The 18325-nt window shown below is 67.7% G+C and carries 19 protein-coding genes; 8 read left to right on the top strand and 11 right to left on the bottom strand.

All coding sequences use genetic code 11. The features are described 5' to 3' along the window. The first annotated feature begins 19 nt into the window (after positions 1–19). Entirely contained in the window at positions 20–280 is a 261-nt protein-coding gene (locus F2P45_RS14920; protein WP_166876348.1) for a hypothetical protein, read from the top strand. Then, the gene (locus tag F2P45_RS14915; protein ID WP_166876345.1) at positions 264–536 is read left to right on the top strand and encodes a DUF2875 family protein; all 273 of its coding nucleotides are present in this window, start codon (positions 264–266) and stop codon (positions 534–536) included. Before F2P45_RS14920 ends, F2P45_RS14915 begins: the two co-directional genes overlap by 17 nt. 1 nt (position 537) lies before the next feature. On the opposite strand, the gene F2P45_RS14910 is transcribed toward F2P45_RS14915, so the two are convergent. Then, on the bottom strand, positions 538–1281 hold the full coding sequence (locus tag F2P45_RS14910) for a LytR/AlgR family response regulator transcription factor (RefSeq protein ID WP_166876412.1): 744 nt from the start codon (positions 1279–1281) through the stop codon (positions 538–540). A gap of 215 nt (positions 1282–1496) precedes the next feature. On the opposite strand from F2P45_RS14910, the gene F2P45_RS14905 reads away from it, so the two are divergent. The 3 genes from F2P45_RS14905 to F2P45_RS14895 all read left to right on the top strand — a co-directional run bounded on the left by F2P45_RS14905 (position 1497) and on the right by F2P45_RS14895 (position 4658). After that, complete coding sequence (locus tag F2P45_RS14905) at positions 1497–2495, top strand: formylglycine-generating enzyme family protein (RefSeq protein ID WP_166876342.1); 999 nt, start codon at positions 1497–1499, stop codon at positions 2493–2495. Between the two features lie 29 nt (positions 2496–2524). Next, positions 2525–3658 carry a sensor histidine kinase gene (locus F2P45_RS14900; RefSeq protein WP_166876339.1) on the top strand — a complete coding sequence of 378 codons (1134 nt, stop codon included), beginning with the start codon at positions 2525–2527 and terminating at the stop codon, positions 3656–3658. Positions 3659–4169: 511 nt separating this feature from the next. Beyond that, the gene (locus F2P45_RS14895; protein ID WP_166876336.1) at positions 4170–4658 is read left to right on the top strand and encodes a hypothetical protein; all 489 of its coding nucleotides are present in this window, start codon (positions 4170–4172) and stop codon (positions 4656–4658) included. A 21-nt stretch (positions 4659–4679) separates the two neighbouring features. Here the strand turns inward: F2P45_RS14895 and F2P45_RS14890 are convergent, their stop codons facing one another. Continuing rightward, complete coding sequence (locus F2P45_RS14890) at positions 4680–6266, bottom strand: methyl-accepting chemotaxis protein (RefSeq protein WP_166876333.1); 1587 nt, start codon at positions 6264–6266, stop codon at positions 4680–4682. A gap of 272 nt (positions 6267–6538) precedes the next feature. Between F2P45_RS14890 and F2P45_RS14885 the strand changes: the two genes are divergently transcribed. Both F2P45_RS14885 and F2P45_RS14880 read left to right on the top strand, forming a co-directional pair. Further along, positions 6539–6970 (top strand): cupin domain-containing protein, encoded by a 432-nt coding sequence (locus F2P45_RS14885; protein ID WP_166876331.1) that lies wholly within the window; start codon positions 6539–6541, stop codon positions 6968–6970. A gap of 20 nt (positions 6971–6990) precedes the next feature. Next, complete coding sequence (locus F2P45_RS14880; RefSeq protein WP_229505093.1) at positions 6991–8061, top strand: redoxin family protein; 1071 nt, start codon at positions 6991–6993, stop codon at positions 8059–8061. Here F2P45_RS14880 and F2P45_RS14875 read toward each other — a convergent pair. Together F2P45_RS14875 and F2P45_RS14870 are read right to left on the bottom strand one after the other, a co-directional pair. Beyond that, positions 8040–9395: an ATP-binding protein gene (locus F2P45_RS14875; RefSeq protein WP_370663255.1), complete on the bottom strand. Its 1356-nt coding sequence runs from the start codon at positions 9393–9395 to the stop codon at positions 8040–8042. The two genes, F2P45_RS14880 and F2P45_RS14875, sit on opposite strands and share 22 nt — an antisense overlap. Continuing rightward, positions 9392–10132 (bottom strand): response regulator, encoded by a 741-nt coding sequence (locus F2P45_RS14870; RefSeq protein ID WP_166876325.1) that lies wholly within the window; start codon positions 10130–10132, stop codon positions 9392–9394. Before F2P45_RS14870 ends, F2P45_RS14875 begins: the two co-directional genes overlap by 4 nt. Positions 10133–10350: 218 nt before the next feature. On the opposite strand from F2P45_RS14870, the gene F2P45_RS14865 reads away from it, so the two are divergent. Further along, positions 10351–10752, top strand: coding sequence for a RidA family protein (locus F2P45_RS14865; protein ID WP_166876322.1), 402 nt, complete (start codon positions 10351–10353; stop codon positions 10750–10752). 18 nt (positions 10753–10770) lie between these two features. Here the strand turns inward: F2P45_RS14865 and F2P45_RS14860 are convergent, their stop codons facing one another. From F2P45_RS14860 to F2P45_RS14830, 7 genes are all read right to left on the bottom strand, one after another. Further along, positions 10771–11658, bottom strand: a complete 888-nt coding sequence (locus tag F2P45_RS14860; protein WP_166876320.1) for a LysR family transcriptional regulator — start codon at positions 11656–11658, stop codon at positions 10771–10773. Positions 11659–11766: 108 nt separating this feature from the next. Continuing rightward, positions 11767–12216 (bottom strand): hypothetical protein, encoded by a 450-nt coding sequence (locus F2P45_RS14855; protein WP_166876317.1) that lies wholly within the window; start codon positions 12214–12216, stop codon positions 11767–11769. Positions 12217–12228: 12 nt separating this feature from the next. Further along, the gene (locus tag F2P45_RS14850; RefSeq protein WP_166876315.1) at positions 12229–12912 is read right to left on the bottom strand and encodes a hypothetical protein; all 684 of its coding nucleotides are present in this window, start codon (positions 12910–12912) and stop codon (positions 12229–12231) included. A 64-nt stretch (positions 12913–12976) separates the two neighbouring features. Next, complete coding sequence (locus F2P45_RS14845) at positions 12977–13330, bottom strand: acetolactate decarboxylase (protein ID WP_223164748.1); 354 nt, start codon at positions 13328–13330, stop codon at positions 12977–12979. Positions 13331–13457: 127 nt separating this feature from the next. Beyond that, on the bottom strand, positions 13458–14918 hold the full coding sequence (locus tag F2P45_RS14840; RefSeq protein ID WP_166876313.1) for a sigma-54-dependent transcriptional regulator: 1461 nt from the start codon (positions 14916–14918) through the stop codon (positions 13458–13460). A 1-nt stretch (position 14919) separates the two neighbouring features. Next, complete coding sequence (gene kdpE, locus F2P45_RS14835; RefSeq protein WP_166876310.1) at positions 14920–15618, bottom strand: two-component system response regulator KdpE; 699 nt, start codon at positions 15616–15618, stop codon at positions 14920–14922. Next, positions 15611–18313 carry a DUF4118 domain-containing protein gene (locus F2P45_RS14830; RefSeq protein WP_166876308.1) on the bottom strand — a complete coding sequence of 901 codons (2703 nt, stop codon included), beginning with the start codon at positions 18311–18313 and terminating at the stop codon, positions 15611–15613. The genes kdpE and F2P45_RS14830 overlap by 8 nt, the downstream gene beginning before the upstream one ends. Between the last annotated feature and the right edge of the window lie 12 nt (positions 18314–18325).

Genomic DNA, 18325 nt, shown 5'->3' with positions numbered 1-18325 from the left:
CTACCGACGGAACTGTCCCATGTCCACCAGCAGCACTGAAGAATACCCACAGGACGACCTGAGCGGCGTACTGGCCACCCCGCCCGGCACCGGCCACCTGGCCCCGCTGCGCCCCGAACCGCTGCCGCTGGTGGTGGTCGCCGCCGAGGCGGCCGCAGCCAGTGCCGGTGCCGGCGCCGCGCCGGCGGGGCCCGAACCGGCCGGACGCGTGCTGCAAGTCGTGGTCGGCGCCACGGTGGTCGGTTGCGCCGCCGCCGGCCTGTTTGCCTGGATTGGCTGAGCGCGGGCCGCTGCGCGGCTACGATCTCGCGCGCATCCTGGGCGACACCGGCGCCGCCAGCGCGTATGTGGGCGTGGCGCTGGCCTCGATGGCCGGACGCCAGAGCGGCGGCGCGACGCTGGTGCTCAACCTGCGCCGGATTGATGGCGCCAGCGTGCTGCTGGTGGTGCCGCCCACGGCTGAGCAGATCAAGCGCGATGCCGCCATCAAGCGCCCGTATTTCCCTTCCACCAAAGGGGTGAAACACAGCTTCTGAGCTACATCGCCCGGAACAGGTGCACGAAGGCGCGGCTGACCGGCAGCTCGCGCTGGCAGCCGCGCATGCGCACGAACAGGCGTGCGCTCTCGTCGCGCCGGGTGCCATCCAAAAACGCCAGGTTGATCAGGGTGGACCGGTGCACCTGCCAGAACTGCTCGGGATCGAGCTGCGCCGCCAGCTCGGTGAGCGGGGTGCGGATCAGGTGTTCGCCGGCCGCCGTGGTCACCACCGTGTATTTGTCGTCGGCGTGGAAGAACAGCACGTTCTCCACCGCGACCTGGAAGGTCAGCTCGCCTTGTCCGGCGCGGATGTAGCGCAGGCGCGGCTGCGCGGGCAGCGCCAGCAAGCGCGCCAGCGCCAGCGACAGGCGCGCATCGGCCTGCATCGGCGCGCAGGCGGCCTTGATGCGCTCCAGGGTGCGCGCCAGGCGCTCGGCCCTGACCGGCTTGAGCACGTAATCGAGCGCGGCATGCTCGAAAGCCTCGACCGCATGGCTGTCGTAGGCGGTCACGAACACCACCCTGGTCGGCCCTTCGATGCCCTGCGCCACCTCCAGTCCGGTCAGCCCGGGCATCTGGATGTCGAGGAAGGCCAGGTCCGGCTGCAATGCGGCAATCGCGCGCGCCGCCTCGACGCCGTTCTCAGCCAGCTGCACGATCTCCAGCTCCGGCCACAAGGTCGCCAGCTGCTGTTGCAGGAAGCGCGCCAGGTGCGGCTCGTCGTCGGCGATCAGGGCGCGCATCGGGGAAGGAAGAAGGAGGTCATGGGGCCATTGTAGTGCGGCTTCTTGCGCCAGCGCCAGCACGGCGCGACGAATCGGCGCCGGCTGCGACCGGCTGCCGTTCGTCAGCGCGGATGGCGATTCGTCGCCGCGCCTGTCGATCCGTCGCGGCGGGCATGCGCGCGCGCTCGCCCCCTGCCATCCTGCGTGCATCTCAACCCACCCTCAGGCACGCCATGTTCAAGCGACCCACCCTGGCCGTTTCCCTTCTCCTTCTCGCCAACGCCGCCGTGGCGGCGCCGATCGAACCGCAGATGGTCACGATCAAGGGCGGCGAATTTCTGATGGGCAGCGTGCGCACCGCCTATACGCAACCGGTGCGCAGCGTCGCGCTCAAGGCGTTCAGGATCGGAAAATATGAAGTCACCGCCGCCGAATTCCAGCGTTTCGTCGAGGCCACCAAATACAAGGCGCCGCGCATGTGCCTGCAAATGGCGTCGAAGCGCTGGTTCACCAGCGTACCCAACGAGTTCGTCGACGGCGCCACCCTGCAGTCGCTCAGCAAGTTCGAACCGGCCACTTGCATCGGCTGGAACGGCGCCCAGGCCTACGTCGCCTGGCTGGCCAAAGAGACCGGCAAACCATACCGCCTGCCGAGCGAAGCGGAATGGGAATACGCCAGCCGCGCCGGCAGCAGCGGCCGCTACTTTTTCGGCAACGAGGAAACCGCCGCCTGCCGCTACGCCAACCTGGCCGACCGCTCCGCCGAGGCGGCCATCCGGCGCGACTTCGACGGCCTCGAATCGCGCGAGCACGTGGGCGTGATGCCGTGCGACGACAAGGCCGGCTACGCCAGCATCGTCGGCATGTACGAAGCGAACGCCTTCGGCCTGCACGACACGCTCGGCAATATCGCGGAATTCGTCCAGGATTGCGATCACGAGACCTACGCCGGCGCGCCCGCCGACGGCAGCGCCTGGGTCGATCCCGCCTGCAAGGCGCGCGTGGTGCGCGGCGGCAGCTGGCACTGGCGCGGCTATCACGCCAGCCACCGCGGCGCCATGCCGGCCGACTTCATCGGTGCGCTGGAAGGCTTCCGGGTGGCGCAGGATAGCGGCGGCCCGGCCGGCGCCGATGCCGCCCCCGGCCCCTTCGACCTCGAACTGGCCGAGGCGCAGAAGAAGGAGCGCGCGCGCCGCGCCGCGCTGGCCGAGATCGCGCGCCCGAAAAGCTGAGCCGGCGAAGCTGCTACACTCTTTTCCCCATGGATATCCGCCCCACCTTACAGCAAGCCTTGCGCAATTTTCCGATCCTGAAAAAGCGCCGCGAGGAGCCATGGTGGGCACGCCTGCTGGCCGCCATCGGACTCGCGCTCGCGGTGACGCTGGTGCTGATGCTGGTGTCGGTGTTCCTGATGGCGAAGGCCGAGCTGGCTTGGTGGATCAGCTCGCTCTCCAACAATCTCCTGTTCGGCACCTGCGCCGCCGCCAGCATGCTGCTGCTCATGCGCGCCTGCGAATGGCTGCTGCCGGATGCGTGGATCGAGGCCCTGTCCGCCATGCAGGGCTGGGGCCCCGTCGCACTGATGAGCGCGATCCTGTTCGCCGGCGCCGCGCTCGGCGTGCGCGCCGGCTACGCCGTGCTGGGGCAGGTGTACGCGGTCAATGTCTGGCACAAACTGGCGGCCGCGCCCATGGTGCAGCTCAAGTTCGCCATTTTCGCGCTGCTGATCCTGGCCGCCAACTGGGTCTGGTGGCAATTCCGCGCCAAGGAAAAGGCGCTGGCGCAGCAAGCCGCCGAATCGCAGTTGCGCATGCTGCAGGCGCAGATCGAGCCGCACTTCCTGTTCAATACCCTGGCCAATGTACAAAGCCTGATCGCCACCGACGCCGCGCGCGCGCAGCTGATGCTGGAATCCTTCACCGACTACCTGCGCGCCAGCCTCGGGCAGATGCGCGCGAGCGACAGCAGCCTTGGCGCCGAGCTGGAAACGGCCCACAACTATCTGCTGCTGATGCAGATCCGGATGGGCAGCCGCCTGGCGTTTTCCATCGACGCCAGCGACGCCGCGCGCCAGGCGCTGATGCCGCCCCTGCTGTTGCAGCCGCTGGTCGAAAACGCCGTGCAGCACGGCGTCGGCCCCAGGCTGGAAGGCGGCCACGTGCGCATCAGCGCAGCGGTGCGCGAGGGCGTGCTCGAGATCGTGGTCGATGACGATGGCGTCGGCCTCGGGCACGCGCGCCGCAGCGCCGGCAATGGCGTGGCGCTGATCAATATCCGCGCGCGCCTGGAGACCGGTTTCGGCACGCGCGCCGCGCTGCTCATCGCACCGCTGGCGCAAGGAACGCGGGCGACCATGAGCATGCCGTTCCGGGCGGCGTTCCAGCAAGCCGGCTAGCGCGTCGCGTAGTGCGCTGCCATGCGTCGTGGCCGCGCAGTGTCGATGAATTCCCTACGGTTCGGAAAAGGGCGGGACGCTCTTTTCCTCCCCCGGCTTCAGTCCCCGGACGTGCTCAAAGATTTTTACATACGAGCGGTCAGCAAGCATCCTGGCGGTGCCAATTGGTTCTGGGGATGGCGTCATCACCGTCGTCTTTCCGTGCTGATTTTCAACTGGGAGCACGCGCTCCTGACATCCTGATATCGTTTGAATAGCGCAGAGTGCAATCGACGTCAGCACTAAAAAATTCTCATTGACCTTTCCTGGGTGACCGTACTGGTGTCGGCTGGCGCTCTTCCTGTTGTATCGAGAACATTAGTGGGTACCGCCCATTTGAGCACACTGGGCAGCACGCAGTTTACACGCGATGACAATTTTCTCCGTCCAGGAGCAGCGAGCGCGGATAAGCCTCGTGCAAACGACATTGCCATCACCGAGTTCCACTGACACGCACGAGCCGAGGCGAGCAATGAACCATCCCGTCGAATGTCCGCTTACCTGCGGCCGCTACCACCTCAATTTTGTTGCCACGATGAAGTTGCTACTGCTTGTTGCGATGTGTTGCTTAAGCGCTTCTGTCGCTCAAGCCCAAACTGTTCCCGCTACGCTGAACTTGAGTGAAACAGTGACCGCCGATGTCGTGCCTGGCATGCGTTCCCTCGATTTAACGTTCAGCGTCGCCGGCGCCGACACCCTTGGATTCGCCCTGATCGTTCCGGTGCAGGGCACTACCTTCACCTTGCTTGATCCGGGCGGGAACCCGGTACTATCCTCCAGCGATGCTCGCCTGAGCTTCGAGCCCGGTAGCGAGCGCTTCCCGCCGTTGTCGGGAGGTGTGTTTCAACTGAACGCGTTAGCTGCCCCGGCAGATGGCAACTGGACCATCCGCCTCCAGTTTCCACCCGCACCGACCAAGATGGTTGTCCGGGCGACCATTTTCACGCGCTCGCGCTATTGAAAGCACATGCCGCAAAAGTGACTACTGAGCACCAATCAGCAGCGGCCGCGCCGCATCGGCCTGCCTTCCGGTCTGGAAATACGCCACCATGCGCGCCAGTTCGCGCGCCTGCCCGCGCATCGCGCCCGACGCCGCCGCCGCTTCGTCCACCAGGCTGGCGTTCTGCTGGGTCACGCCGTCCATCGCCCGGATCGCGCTGCTGACCTGGCCGATGCTGTGCTCCTGCCCGCTGGTGGCCATGCTGATCGCGCCCATGATCGTGGTCACCTTCTGCACCCGCAGCATGATCTCGTCCATGGTGGCGCCGGCCGCTTGCGCCAGCTCGCTGCCGTTGACGATCTTGGCCGACGAATTGCCCAGCAAGGTATGGATATCGCGCGCCGCCGCCGCCGAACGCTGCGCCAGGCTGCGCACTTCCGAGGCCACCACCGCAAAGCCCCGGCCCTGCTCGCCCGCGCGCGCCGCCTCCACCGCGGCGTTGAGCGCCAGGATGTTGGTCTGGAACGCAATGGCGTCGATCACGCTGGTGATGTCGGCGATTTTCTTGCCGAAGTCGTTGATGTGCGTCATCGTGTGCATGACTTCGGCCACCACCCGGCTGCCCTCGCGCGCCACGCTTTCGGCCGATTCCGCCAGCGCGTTGGCCAGGCGCGCGTTGGCGCTGTTCTGGCGCACGGCGTCGGTCAGCGTTTCCATCGACGAGGCCGTTTCTTCCAGCGCGGCCGCCTGCTGCTCGGTGCGCCCCGACAGTTCAAAATTGCCTTCCGCAATCTCGCGCGATGCCAGGTCGATCGCCAGCGCGCCTTCGTGCACCTTGCCGACCGTGCTGGCCAGGCGCGCCGACATGTCGGAGAGCGCGGTAAACAACTGGCCGATTTCATCGGCGCGCGCATGCTCGATCGACATGCGCAGGTCGCCTTGCGCCACGCGCTCGGCCAGCCCCACCGCGCGTTTCAGCGGCGCCACGATGCCGCGCGTGAGCATCCACGACAGCAGGGCCGCCACGGCCAGCGCGGCCAGCCCGAGTCCGACCAGCAGGTTGCGGCTGCGGTGGAACTGCAGCACCGAGGCCGCCGCCAGCGCCTGCGACTGCGCGCTCTGGTACTGCAAGGCCGCTTCCATCGCCGCCACGTAGGCGTTGAAGGTCGATTCGAGGGTGGTCCCGGCCAGGGTGGCGACATCTTGCGTGCGCCCGATTTCCTTGAACCGGAATACCTCGCCGCGTACCGCCGCGTAGGCTTGCTTGCGCTGCACCACGCTCTGCCACAGCTGGCGCTCCTCAAGTCCGGGCGAGAGCGCGGCCAGGCGTTCTTCGGTTTGGCGCAGCGCCTTCTCGCCCGCGTCGAGCTGGGCCTGGAAGTAGTCGGCCACTTCCAGGCTGTCGCTGCGCGCAATGGCCGAGGTGCGCGAGCCGTTCAGGCGCGCCGTCGCCAGTTGCTCCGACAATACCTGCTGCTTGGCCAGGTGCACATCCACCAGGCTCGTCATGGCCAGTTCGGCCGCCTGCTGGCGCCACAGCGAGGCGCCGGTCATGCCGGCCATGATCAGCAGCACCAGGGAAAACGAGCCGACCACGCGGGTGCCGGTGGAAAAATGGGGAATCTTCATGGATGTCTCACACAACTTGCGAATTTGCAGGGACATCATGCACGCGGACTATGACAGCATAATTACCTCATAGAAATTACAATGATCAAAAACACATGAATCACCCATGGATTTGTGTCGGATTGTTTCCAGTGCCGCTTTGGACACGCAGAGCGCGATCTGGGGCCCTTTCCCGACATCGGGCGGAAACACCGAAAAGGTCTAATGGTTCCTGTCGACGCAGCAAGCCACCCTGGCCTGGTGCGCATCGGCAAACTCAAAGGAGAATCACCATGAACGCCATCCACAAGCACATCCGTCCATCGTTCGTACGCAACGCGGCCTGCGCCATGCTCATGGCGGGCGCCGGCTTGTTGTCGACGGCGGCCGGCGCGCAGCAGTTCGACGCCAAGGGCCTCGCCCGCACCGAATCGGTCCGCCACGACTTCGACGGCAAGCGCGAGGCGATCCAGGTGCGCGTCGATTTCGCACCGGGCGCTGCGGCCCCGAAACACGTGCACCCCGGCGTGGAAATCGCCTACGTCCTCGAAGGCACGGTCGAATATGAAATGAACGGAAAGACCATCCGCCTCAATGCCGGCGAGTCCCTGTACATTCCGGCCGGCGCGGCGCACTCGGCCAAGAATGTCTCGACCGGTAACAGCGCGGAACTGGCGACCTATCTGGTTGAAAAGAACAAGCCCGTCTTCGTTCTCGCAAAATGAGATTGATCAAGGGAGCCGCCATGAAGCGCTATTCCATCGCCGCACTCGGATGCGTCGCCGTCCTCGGCGTGGCCGCCTTGTCGATGTCGTCCGGCAGCAGCGCCGCCAGTCCTTACCGCAGCAGCCTGCCGGTGCAGGCCAGCATGCCCGGCTTCGACGGCGCGACCACCTGGTTCAACAGCGCGCCGCTGACGCCCGCGCAACTGCGCGGCAAGGTGGTGCTGGTCGATTTCTGGACCTACTCCTGCATCAACTGCATCCGCACGGTGCCGTACGTGCGGGCCTGGGCCGACAAGTACCGGGCCCAGGGCCTGACGGTGGTCGGGGTGCATTCGCCCGAGTTCAAGTTCGAAAAAGACCTGACCAACGTCAGCGCCGCCGTGAGCCGTTTCAAGATCGATTTTCCGGTGGCGCTCGACAGCGACCACCGCCTCTGGCAGGCCTGGGGCAACAACGCCTGGCCCGCGTGGTATCTGGTCGACGCCAACGGCAAGATCCGCTACCGCCAGGTGGGCGAAGGCGGCTACGACAAGCTGGAACGGGCGATGCAGTCGTTGCTGGCGGAGGCGCGCGGGGCGCCGGTCGATGCCGCGCTGGTCGATCCGCCAAAGCCGGCGGAGCAGATGGCGCCCGACCTGCGCGAACTCGATTCGGCCGAGACCTACGTCGGCTATCGCCAGGCGACCGGCTTCAATTCGCCCGAAGGCGTGCGCAGCGACGTGGCGCACCAGTATTCGGTGGGCCAGCTTGGCCTGAACCAGTGGGGGCTGTCGGGACGCTGGACCGTGCACGCCGAAGCGGCACGGGCCGAACTGGCGGGCGGCGCCATCGCGCACAAGTTCCGGGCGCGCGACCTGCATTTGGTGATGGGACCCGGCCAGGGCGGGCGTCCGGTGCGCATCAAGGTCAGCGTCGATGGCCGCGCGCCGGGTGCGGACCACGGCGCCGACATTGATGTCGACGGCAACGGCATGGTCACGGCCACGCGCCTGTATCAGCTGGTCAGGCAGTCAGGTTCGGTCGAACAGCGGCGCGTGGAGATTCGTTTTCTCGACAGCGGCGCCGAGGTCTACGCGTTCACTTTCGGCTGAACCGCGCGCAGCACCAGCCGCGCTTCCAGCCCGCCGCCGGGCCGGTTGTGCAGGGTCAGGCCGCCGCCGAGCGTGAGTGCCAGCTGGCGCGCGATGGCGAGCCCCAGGCCGGTGCCGCCGGTGTCGCGGTTGCGCGAGCTCTCTAAGCGGTAGAACGGCTCGAAGACCTGCTCCAGCGCCGCCTCGGGGATGCCCGGCCCGCGGTCGAGCACCCGGATCGTGATGAGCTCCGGCGCCGCGCGTTCCATCTCGATCCGCACCTCGCTTGCATACTTCAAGCCGTTGTCGACCAGGTTGGTGACGACGCGGCGCAAGGCGCCCGGACGCGTGCAGAAAGGAGTGAGCACCGGCGCGCCGCCCGCGCTGGCATAGGCCACATCGGCGCCGCTGTCGCGGTAGTCGAGCGCCATGGCGTCGAGCAGGTCGTTGGGGTCGATCGCGCGCGCCGCTTCCAGCTGGCCGTGCATGGCGCGCGCATAGCCGATTCCCTGGCGCGCCAGGTCTTCGAGGTGCTGGAGATCGTCGATCAGGCGTTGCTGCTGCGGCGATTCGTCCATCAGGTCGACGCGCAGGCGCATGCGCGTGATCGGCGTCTGCAAGTCGTGCGAGATCGCCGCCAGGATGCGCAGCCGTTCGTCGACGTAGGCGGCAATGCGCTGCTGCATGGCGTTGAAGGCGCGCGCGGCCGCCACCACTTCGGACGGGCCTTGTTCGGGCATGCGCACCGGGCGCAGGTCGGGCCCGAGCGCGTCGGCCGCCTGCGCCAGCGTGCGCAGGGGGCGAATGGCCAGCCGCACCGCCAGCCAGCAGGCCAGCGCCACCAGCGCCAGCTGCGCCGCCAGCATGTAGGGCAGGCGCTCCGACAGCGGCAGGCCGCGGCGCGGACGGAAGTCGACCGTCAGCGGCTGCCCGTCAGCCAGCGGCACATGCACCTGGAAGCGTTCGGCATCGCCGGCGAGCGCGTTCGCGTTGAAGGCATGGCCGGGCGTGAGCGCGCGCCTGACCGAAGCGAGCAGGCGCAGCGAGTGCGGCGCCGTCACCGGCGGGCCGGCCTCGCCGGCGCCAAGCGCATAGCGGTAACCGCCGCGCTGGAGGCGTGGCAGCCAGGCCGCGCGCTCGTCGTGCGGCAGGCGGTCGAGCAGGGCGACGGCGGTGCGCAGGTCGACTTCGACATAATCGATCATCGCGCCCATGCTGGCGTCGTTGCGTTCTTCGATAGTCAGCATCGCGGAGAGAAACTGGGCCGCTGCCAGTCCCGCCAGCAAAATCAGGGTCAGGCGCGCGAACAGGCTGTCCGGCGCCAGTGCGCGCAGGCGCGCGGCGAGGCGTTTCACGCCGTACCCGCCAGTGGCGTGACGGGGCAGGACAGCACATACCCTTCGCTGCGCAGCGTCTTGATGTAGCGCGGCTCGCGCGGGTCGTCGCGCAGGCGCTGGCGCAGGCGGCTGACCAGGATGTCGATCGAGCGGTCGAAGGCCTGCGCATCGTGGCCATGGGTCAGTTCCAGCAGTTGATCGCGCGTGAGGACCCGTTGCGGATGGTCGAGGAAGACCCGCAGCAGCCGGTATTCGGCGCTGCTCAGCGCGACCGCGACATCGTCCTCGGCCAGCAGATGGCGCGCCACGAGGTCGAGGCGCCAGGCGCCGAAGCCGATCAGGGACGCCGTTTCGCTCGCCTGCATGTTGGGCGGCAGCATGCGCGTGCGGCGCAGCACGGCGCGGATGCGCGCCAGCAGTTCGCGCGCCGCGAACGGCTTGGACATGTAGTCGTCGGCGCCCAGCTCCAGGCCGACGATGCGGTCGGTTTCATCGTCGCGCGCGGTGAGCATCAGGATCGGAATGGCGCGCTGCTTGCCGGAGCGGATCTCGCGGCACAGGGCCAGCCCGTCGTCGCCGGGCAGCATGAGGTCGAGCACGATGACGTCGGGCGTGGCCCGTTGCAGCGCCAAGCGCATCGCGCGGCCGTCTTCCACCGCGGTGCAACTCAGTCCCTGTTTTTCGAGGTAGGCCTTGACCAGCTCGCGAATGTCGCGGTCGTCATCCACGATCAGGACATGGTCGATGTCTGCCACTGTATTTCTCCTCTCAGCTTGGCCGCTGCCAACGTTGCCCCAATTGCAACTCGTTTATCTAGCTTAACAGAAACTTTCTACCTGCATTTGGATTGTGCGCGATGGTGGATAGTGATGGCATGAATCGCGTATTTTGTTCGCGCTTTGAATCCAATAAGATGATTGCCGGCTTGATGCAGAGCACCAGCCGCCATCCCTCCACCGAACCAAGGAACACCATGAACAAGCCCGAATTTTTCGTCACGCCCGGTTACGGCGAGCGCCAGCTGGCCAATATGCACTACGCGCAAGCGGTCAAGATCGGCAAGCGCATCGACACCTCGGGCCAGGGCGGCTGGAGCGACGACTGGCAGTTTCCGGCCCTGCTGGAAGACGAAATCGCGCAAGCCTTCGATAACCTGACCCGCACCCTGGCGGCGGCGGGCGCCGGCTGGGAGCATGTGGTGCACGTCAATTCGTACCACGCGGGCGGCTTCGGGCCGGGCGTGAACGAGACGATGGTCAAGCTGTTCCGCCAGTACATGCCGGCCCAGGCGCCGATCTGGACCTCGCTCGGCGTGGCCGCGCTGGGCGACCCGGCCATGCGCGTGGAAATCCGCGTCAGCGCCATCGTTCCCTGATTGACGCGGCGGGCCGGGTTAGGGCGTGCGCGGCGCGTCGCCGAAGGTGCGCATCACCCAGTCGATAAACACCTTCAGCCTGGCGCTCTGGTGCCGGTTGGGCGGGTAGATCACATGCAAAGGGAAGGCGGGGCGCGACCAGTCCTCCAGCAGGGGAACCAGCTGCCCCGCATCCAGATACGGCTGCACGATGCGCCTGAAATGCTGGCCCACGCCCAGGCCGGCGACCAGCATCTCCTTGAGCCCATTGCCGTCGTTGGTCGAAAACACGCTGCGATGCATCTCGACGCGCTCGCCGCCCCGTTCGAAAATGAGCGGCTCCGGCTTGCCGCTCGCGCCAAAGAAGTACGCGGCCTGCACATGCCTGGCCTGCAGCTCGTGCGGAGTGGACGGCGTGCCCATGCGCGCCAGATACGCCGGCGTCGCGCAGGTGACGTAATCGAGATCGGCCAGTTTGCGGCCGATCATGCTGGTGTCATCGAGGCGGCCGGCCCGGATCACGCAGTCGACGCCCTCGCCCACGATATTGACGTGGCGGTCGCTAATGCCGAGGGCGATGGTGACATCCGGATAGGCGCGCTGGAAATCGGGCAGCGCCGGGATCAGCAGGCAGTTCGCGAACGAGGCCGGCGCATCGATGCGCAGATGCCCGCCGGGTTTCAGGGTCTTACCGCGCGCGGCGTTATCGATATCGTCCACTTCGGCCACCAGCCGCAGCGCGTGGCGATAGTATTCCAGCCCGTCCGCCGTGGCGGCGACCGCGCGCGTGGTGCGCTGCATCAGCTTGATGCCGAGATGCTTTTCAAGATCGGTGACCAGCTTGCTGACGGTCGAGCGCGGCAGCGCCAGCTGGTCGGCGGTGCGGCTGAAAGAGCCGGTCTCGACCACCCGGACAAAGGCGCGCATTGCCAACAATTGATCCACTGCCGTTCACCCTTGAATATGCAAACCGGCTCGATTGTACATGGATCTGCACAATGAGCGCATAACCGCGCCTGTGCGGCAGATCCACGCTCAAGAGGCTCTGTTGAGCTTGACGTAATCGGGATTGAGCACGCGGGACGCTTCCGCGGAGGCGCAGATGTCGAAAAATTCGGCCAGGCTGCCGGCGACAAGCAGCGGCTCCTGCGCATCGTCGCAGTAGTCGATGTAGACTTCACTGCGCGTGTCATCGACCGCCTTGACCGTGAAATTCCAGCAACTTATCATGTAGTCGGAAAACTGCACTCCGGCGGCGGAGCGCTTGACGTTTTGCTTGATAACTTCGTCCAGCGGCCACAGGCGAAAGAACGCATTGTCCATATCATCCATGCCGCCGAGCTTGCGGTACAGGGCCAGCACGTCCGCGGCGGGCGTGGCGCCGGCGCTGGCAAACGCCATGTGCACCTTCAGCGCGGACTCACCCGGCAGCAGCGCGATACCTTGCGCTTCCCAGCGCGTCTTCAACAGGTCGATGCTATCCATGGCTCGCGTCTTTCACTGCGCTTTTTTATAGACGCCCGTCGACAGGCCCGACGCCTCATCGGGGATCAAGCCATCCTTGCCTACCGTCAATTCCATCGAGGCGAACCCGGTCATGGCCGAGATCTGGTTCGTCAGCCGGAAACCGGCGATGCGGGTGCTGGCGCGCGCTGGAGGAACCGCCACCCATTGCCACTCATCCTTGCTGCCCTTGCGCCGCAAGCCGGTGCGCACCCACACCTCGCTGGCAGGCATCTCGGCAATCGCCTCGCCGGTTTTGGGAACGGTACCGCTCACCGTCACACTTTTTCCCGACTGGGCTTCGAATTTGACCTCGACCTCTTTGACATAAAAATCGTCTGCGCGAACGACCGCGACCCATGTGCCGGGCTGCGGCTCTTTCTTTGGCGTGAAATCGGTTTCCTTTTCCAACCTGAACAACATCGGCCCCGGTACCGACGTCAACACCACACGATCCTGCTTGACCTCCCAGACACCCTCGGTTCCCTGGTCGAGATTGCCATAGGCGAGCATGTACTGGAATTTGCCATTTTTGCCGAGCCATATCTCGGAACCGACTTCCCTCACCCCTTTCAAGAAATAGTTCCCAGGCAAGGTATCTTTGTCGATTGTCTGGGCGGACGACGTGAGGCAGGCGGTGCCCAGGACCAGGGCGGACAGGAGAGCAATTTTACGCATGGCAATGGTTCCATTGTATTGACAGAAAGCCTATTTTACGCCAGCGGCATGCCGCGCTTCGGAATCAGGGCTTGTGCCCGCCGTCCTTGTCATGCTGCGCGCTCTCGACCTTGCGCAGTCCGGCGGCGCGGTCCTTGTCCTGGTCGGCCCTGGCAAAGTCCTCGTTCAGCGGCAGCTCCACTTCCAGCCGGCGAAGCTGCGCTCGTCCGGGATGAAGTGCCAGTGGTAGCCCGGCACGCTGCCCCTTGCTCAGGCTCGGACTGTGGATGCCGGCCAGGGCGCCCGCCACGGCGGCGTGCGTGAACACGTCCTGCGACTTCGACACCTCGGCCAGCGGCCGGTACGGCCGGACCTGGGCGGGAATGGCGCGCGTGGAGATGCCGCTAACGCGGCCCTTGATTTGGAGCGCGTAGAACATGTTCTTGTTGCCGAGCTGCTGGCCGGCCAGCGCTACGAGCGCCGCCAGGCCAGCGGCGCCGTCAGCGTCGGCACGAACGGCAGCACATAGGCCAGCGGCGTGCGCTCGCTTGGTGGGCGCGCCCGCTTCACAACACGTTGGCGGCGGCGCGCCCGCGCAAGTAGCGCCGCAGCGCTTCGCTCGGGGTCTTCAGGGCGGCGGCGCAGCGCCCGGCGTCGCCGCCGTGGCTTGCCAGCGCCGCCTCGATCTCGGCCGGCGCAATCTGGCCGATCTCGCGGATCGCCGGATGCGCTTCCATCAGCTTGTACATCGACGGGCGCGACACGCCCAGCGCCAGCGCCGCGTTGCGGATCAGCCAACCGTTGGCCTCCAGCGCGTCGAGCACCGCCTGCGGAGCCAGCCTGTTGGGCCGGGTGCGCGCCGGCCGGTTCGCCACACCCGGCACCAGCGCGTCGACATCGAGCGGCTGGCCGGCCTGGACGGCGCTCATGGCACGCTGCACCACGCTGCCGAGCTGGCGCACATTGCCGGGCCAGTCGTGATTGCACAACTGGCTCATGAACGCGAGCGGCAGCTCGGGGGTTTTGCCGGTGCGCGCGCTCCAGGCCTGCATGAAATGCAGCGCCAGCACGCCGATATCGCAGCGCCGCGCGCGCAGCGGCGGCAGGTGCACCACCAGCGCTTCCAGGCGGCGCAGCAAGGCCTGGTTGAAACTGCCGTCGTGCAGGTCATGGTCGCTGGCGGCGATCAGGCGCGCCTTCGCCGCTTCCTTCATGCGCGCGCCGGACGGGCGGTACTCGCCCGTTTGCAGCACGCGCCGCAGCATCGCCTGCACCACCGGCGGCGCACAGCCTATTTTGTCGAGAAACACGATGCCGTCGCCGGCCCTGGCGAAGGCGCCCGTGCCGGCCCCGAACAGGTCGGTCTCGGCCAGCGACTCGCCGACGGTCGCCATGTTCACGGTGTGCATCGGGCTGCGGCAGCGCGCGCTGGCCTGGTGGATCGCCTGCGCCGCCAGCTCCTTGCCGCTGCCGGCTTCACCGAGCAGCAGCACCGGCAGGTCGGTCGCGGCCACCTGGCGGATCAGCTCGCGCACGCGGATCGCGGCGCTGCCGACCCCGACCAGCGACCCGATGGCGCTCGGCTGCGGCAGCCGGTCCATCCAGTGCACGCACAGCAGCACCACGCCACCGAGGCCGATCACCAGGCCGCAATCGACCTGTTCGGGCGTGCAGCGCGTCTCGGGCGCGGCCAGCATGGCGCCGTTCAGTTCCACCCGCATGCGGCTTTGCGGCAGCAGCAGGCTCACGCCATCGTCGCGATGGCGGCGCAGGCGCAGCGAATCGCGCGCGATGCGGCGGTGAGCGAGCGGCGCGCCGTCGCCCGCCAGGGCGCCGAACAGGGGCGCCAAGCGGTTCACGGCAATGTCGGCCGCGCGCGTGGGGGCGATGAACTGCTGGCCGATGCGCGCCGGCTCGGGATGCCAGAGGATGGTCAGCGCCAGCATCTGGGCGGCGCGTCCGGCCGGCACGGGCACCGGCGAGGCCAGGGTGTTTTCGGCGTCGAGCAGGGAAAAGGGCGCGTGCATGTCAGTCCTGCGCCAGCAGGCGGTAGCCGACGCCGGTTTCGGTCAGCAGGTAGCGCGGCTGCGCCGGATCGTCTTCGAGCTTGTGGCGCAGGTGGCCCATGTAGATGCGCAGGTAGTGGCCATCTTCGGCGTGCGACGGCCCCCACACCTCGCGCAGCAGCTGCGGATTGGTGACCACCCGCCCCGCATTGGCGACGATCACCGACAGCAGGCGGAACTCGGTCGGGGTCAGGTGCACGTGCTGGCCGGCGCGGGTGATGCGGCGCGCCTGCAAGTCCACGCTGACGTCGCCGAAGCGCACCAGCGCGGCGGGAGCGGCGCCGCTCTTGCGCTGGCGGCGCAAGGTGGCGCGCACGCGCGCCTGCAGCTCGCCCACGCCGAACGGCTTGGTCAGGTAGTCGTCGGCGCCGGCGTCGAGCGCGCGGATCTTGTCGGCCTCGCCCACCCGCGCCGACAGCACGATCACCGGCACCGACGACCAGGTGCGCAGGTCGGCGATGAAGGCGATGCCGTCGCCGTCGGGCAGGCCGAGGTCGAGCACCACCAGGTCGGGCGTGCGGGTGCCGGCGTCGATCAGGCCGCGCTGCATGGTGGCCGCCTCGAACACCACCCAGCCCTCGTCTTCGAGCGCGGCGCGCACAAAGCGGCGAATCTGCGGCTCGTCTTCGACCAGCAGGGCGGTGGGGGCGGGATCAGTCATCGGGCAAGTCGGGGCTTTCTGGTTCGGGGCCGGGCGGTGGGGTCCCGAGCGGCAATGTCATTACAAGGGCCGCGCCGCCGGTGGGCGACGCGCCAGCCTCGATTTTACCGCCATGTGCCTCGATGATCGCGCGGCAGATCGCCAGGCCCAGGCCGACGCCCGGTTTGGCCGACTCGCGCTCGCCGCGCGCGAACTTCTCGAACAGGGTCTCGGCGCGGCCTGGCGGGAAGCCCGGACCGTCATCGCAGACGCTCATTTGCAGCCAGGCGCCATGGCGCGCGCCGCCGATCACGATGGCCGAACCGGGCGGCGTGTACTTGGCCGCGTTCTCCAGCAGGTTGTACAAGACCCGTTCGATCAGCACCGCGTCGAAGCGCACCAGCGGCAGGCCGGGCGCCAGTTCGGTGCGCACGCTGTGCGCGCGCAGCGGCGCGGCGCAGGCGCGCAAGGCGCTGCCGACCACTTCTTCGAGCGGCTGCCACTGCATGTTGAAGGTGATCTGGCCGCTCTGGATGCGCGCCATCTCCAGCAGGTTGGCCACCAGGGCGCTCATGCGCAGCGCTTCCTCGTGCAGGATGGCGGCCATCTCGCGCTGCGGCGCGGCCAGCGCGGGGGTGGACGAGGCCAGCGCTTCCGACAGTCCGACCAGCAGGGTCAATGGCGTGCGCAGGTCGTGCGAGAGCGCCGCCAGCAGCGAATTGCGCAGGCGCTCCGATTCCATGTTCACCAGCGCGTCCTGCGCCACCTCGATGTAGTGCACCCGTTCGAGCGCGATGGCGGCCAGCGCGGCGAAGGTGTCGAGCTGCTGGCGCTGCTCGGGTATGAGTATCGAGCGCTGCCGCTCGGGGGCGATGGCCAGCACCCCGCGCGTGCGCATGGGGGCCACCAGCGGCAGGTAGAACAGGGGGCTGGCCGGCAAGGTGCCGGTGCCCAGGCCCGCGCTCTGCGCATGGTCGAAGGCCCACTGGGCCACGCCCAGGTCGGCGCTGGCGCCTGGCGGAGCTTGCAGGCGTCCATCGGCATCGGGCACCAGCAGGGTGGCGGACGCGCGGAAGGTGCGGGCGATGGCGTCCTTGGTGGTGTCGACGATCTGTTCGGTCTGGAGCGCGCCGGAGAGCTCGCGCGCGAATTCGTACAGCGCGCGCGAACGGCGCTCGCGGTGCGCCGCCACGCGCGCCTGGAAGCGCAGGCCGGCCGTCAGGTGGCCGGTGATCAGGCCCACCGCCAGCATCACGCCGAAGGTGATCAGGTATTCCAGGTCCGAGACGTTGAACGTGAAGCGCGGCGTGACGAAGAAAAAGTCGAAGAAGGCGACGCACAGGCAGGTGCACAGCACCGACGGTCCGCGTCCGAAGCGCACCGCCACCAGCAGCACCACCAGCAGGAACAGCATGGCGATGTTGGCCAGGTCGACGTAGCCGACCAGGGGCGAGAGCAGCAGCGCGGCGGCCAGGCTGGCCGCGCCCGACCAGGCGTAGGCCGCGGCGCGCCGTTTGCCGCTGTCGAGGGCGAGGGTGACGGTGTTGGTTTCCGGCGCCGTGGCGGCCGGGCGCGGCTTGCCGGCGCCGACTTCGATCAGGTCGATGTCCGGCGCGGCGCCGGCGATGCGGGCGTGGTGCGAACGGCGCCACGGCCAGGACGGCTGCGCGCGCGCCAGCACCAGCTTCGACACATTGTGCTCGCGCGCATAGTCGACGATGGTGGCGGCGACGTCGCGCCCCGCCAGCACCGCCGTGCCGGCGCCCAGTTCCTGCGCCAGGCGCAGCGTTTTCAGGATCAGTTCGCGCTGCGCCGGCGGCTTGCGCTGCAGGGCCGGCGTTTCGACGTACACGGCGTGCCAGTCGGCGCCCAGCTGGCCGGCCAGGCGCGCGGTGCTGCGCACCACATGCTCGGCGTCCGCGCGCGGCCCCACGCAGGCCAGCAGCGCGCCGCCGGTCTTCCAGACCGTGTCGATGGACTTTTCGATGCGGTAGGCGCGCACGTCGTCCTCGACGCGGTCGGCGGTGCGGCGCAGGGCCAGCTCGCGCAGGGCGATCAGGTTCCCTTTGCGGAAGAAGTTTTTCGAGGCGCGTTCGGCCTGTTCCGGCTGATACACCTTGCCGCTGCGCAGGCGCGCCAGCAGTTCGTCGGCCGGCAGGTCGACCAGCACCACTTCGTCGGCGTTGTCGAACACGGTGTCGGGCACGGTTTCGGCCACGCGCACCCCGGTGATGCCGCCGACCACGTCGTTCAGGCTGTCCAGGTGCTGCACGTTGACGGTGCTGAACACGTCGATGCCGGCCGCCAGCAGCTCCTCCACATCCTGCCAGCGCTTGGGGTGGCGCGAGCCGGGGGCGTTGGAGTGGGCCAGTTCGTCGACCAGGATCAGCGCCGGGGCGGCGGCCAGGGCGGCATCGAGGTCGAACTCGTGCAGCGTCTTGCCGCGATGGGACAAGGTGCTCTGTGCGAGGCGGGGAAGGCCGTCGAGCAGGGCGGCTGTGTCGGCGCGGCCGTGGGTTTCGAGCACGCCGACCAGCACCTCGAGGCCATCGGCGCGCAGCTTGCGGGCGGCGGCCAGCATGGCGCAGGTTTTGCCGACGCCGGCCGAGGCGCCGAAGTAGATGCGCAGCTTGCCGCGCGCCGCCTTGCGTTCCTCGGTCCGGACCTGGGCCAGCAGGACGTCGGGGTCGGGGCGTTGGGGATCAGTTGGGGACATGGCCGCCTTGGT

This window comes from Massilia mucilaginosa, assembly GCF_011682145.1.
GTDB lineage: Bacteria > Pseudomonadota > Gammaproteobacteria > Burkholderiales > Burkholderiaceae_D > Telluria_A > Telluria_A mucilaginosa.
The sequence above is the reverse complement of the archived record's forward strand: the minus strand, read 5'-3'. Positions and strand labels throughout refer to the sequence as shown.

Excerpts from the sequence above, each read along its gene's own strand:
- F2P45_RS14885 (WP_166876331.1), top strand. The coding sequence starts at position 6,539 with ATGAACGCCATCCACAAGCACATCCGTCCATCGTTCGTACGCAACGCG.
- F2P45_RS14850 (WP_166876315.1), bottom strand. The coding sequence starts at position 12,912 with ATGCGTAAAATTGCTCTCCTGTCCGCCCTGGTCCTGGGCACCGCCTGC.
- kdpE (WP_166876310.1), bottom strand. The coding sequence starts at position 15,618 with ATGACTGATCCCGCCCCCACCGCCCTGCTGGTCGAAGACGAGCCGCAG.
- F2P45_RS14895 (WP_166876336.1), top strand. The coding sequence starts at position 4,170 with ATGAACCATCCCGTCGAATGTCCGCTTACCTGCGGCCGCTACCACCTC.
- F2P45_RS14890 (WP_166876333.1), bottom strand. The coding sequence starts at position 6,266 with ATGAAGATTCCCCATTTTTCCACCGGCACCCGCGTGGTCGGCTCGTTT.
- F2P45_RS14865 (WP_166876322.1), top strand. The coding sequence starts at position 10,351 with ATGAACAAGCCCGAATTTTTCGTCACGCCCGGTTACGGCGAGCGCCAG.
- F2P45_RS14840 (WP_166876313.1), bottom strand. The coding sequence starts at position 14,918 with ATGCACGCGCCCTTTTCCCTGCTCGACGCCGAAAACACCCTGGCCTCG.
- F2P45_RS14880 (WP_229505093.1), top strand. The coding sequence starts at position 6,991 with ATGAAGCGCTATTCCATCGCCGCACTCGGATGCGTCGCCGTCCTCGGC.
- F2P45_RS14905 (WP_166876342.1), top strand. The coding sequence starts at position 1,497 with ATGTTCAAGCGACCCACCCTGGCCGTTTCCCTTCTCCTTCTCGCCAAC.
- F2P45_RS14860 (WP_166876320.1), bottom strand. The coding sequence starts at position 11,658 with ATGCGCGCCTTTGTCCGGGTGGTCGAGACCGGCTCTTTCAGCCGCACC.
- F2P45_RS14900 (WP_166876339.1), top strand. The coding sequence starts at position 2,525 with ATGGATATCCGCCCCACCTTACAGCAAGCCTTGCGCAATTTTCCGATC.
- F2P45_RS14920 (WP_166876348.1), top strand. The coding sequence starts at position 20 with ATGTCCACCAGCAGCACTGAAGAATACCCACAGGACGACCTGAGCGGC.
- F2P45_RS14845 (WP_223164748.1), bottom strand. The coding sequence starts at position 13,330 with ATGTTCTACGCGCTCCAAATCAAGGGCCGCGTTAGCGGCATCTCCACG.
- F2P45_RS14855 (WP_166876317.1), bottom strand. The coding sequence starts at position 12,216 with ATGGATAGCATCGACCTGTTGAAGACGCGCTGGGAAGCGCAAGGTATC.
- F2P45_RS14910 (WP_166876412.1), bottom strand. The coding sequence starts at position 1,281 with ATGCGCGCCCTGATCGCCGACGACGAGCCGCACCTGGCGCGCTTCCTG.
- F2P45_RS14830 (WP_166876308.1), bottom strand. The coding sequence starts at position 18,313 with ATGTCCCCAACTGATCCCCAACGCCCCGACCCCGACGTCCTGCTGGCC.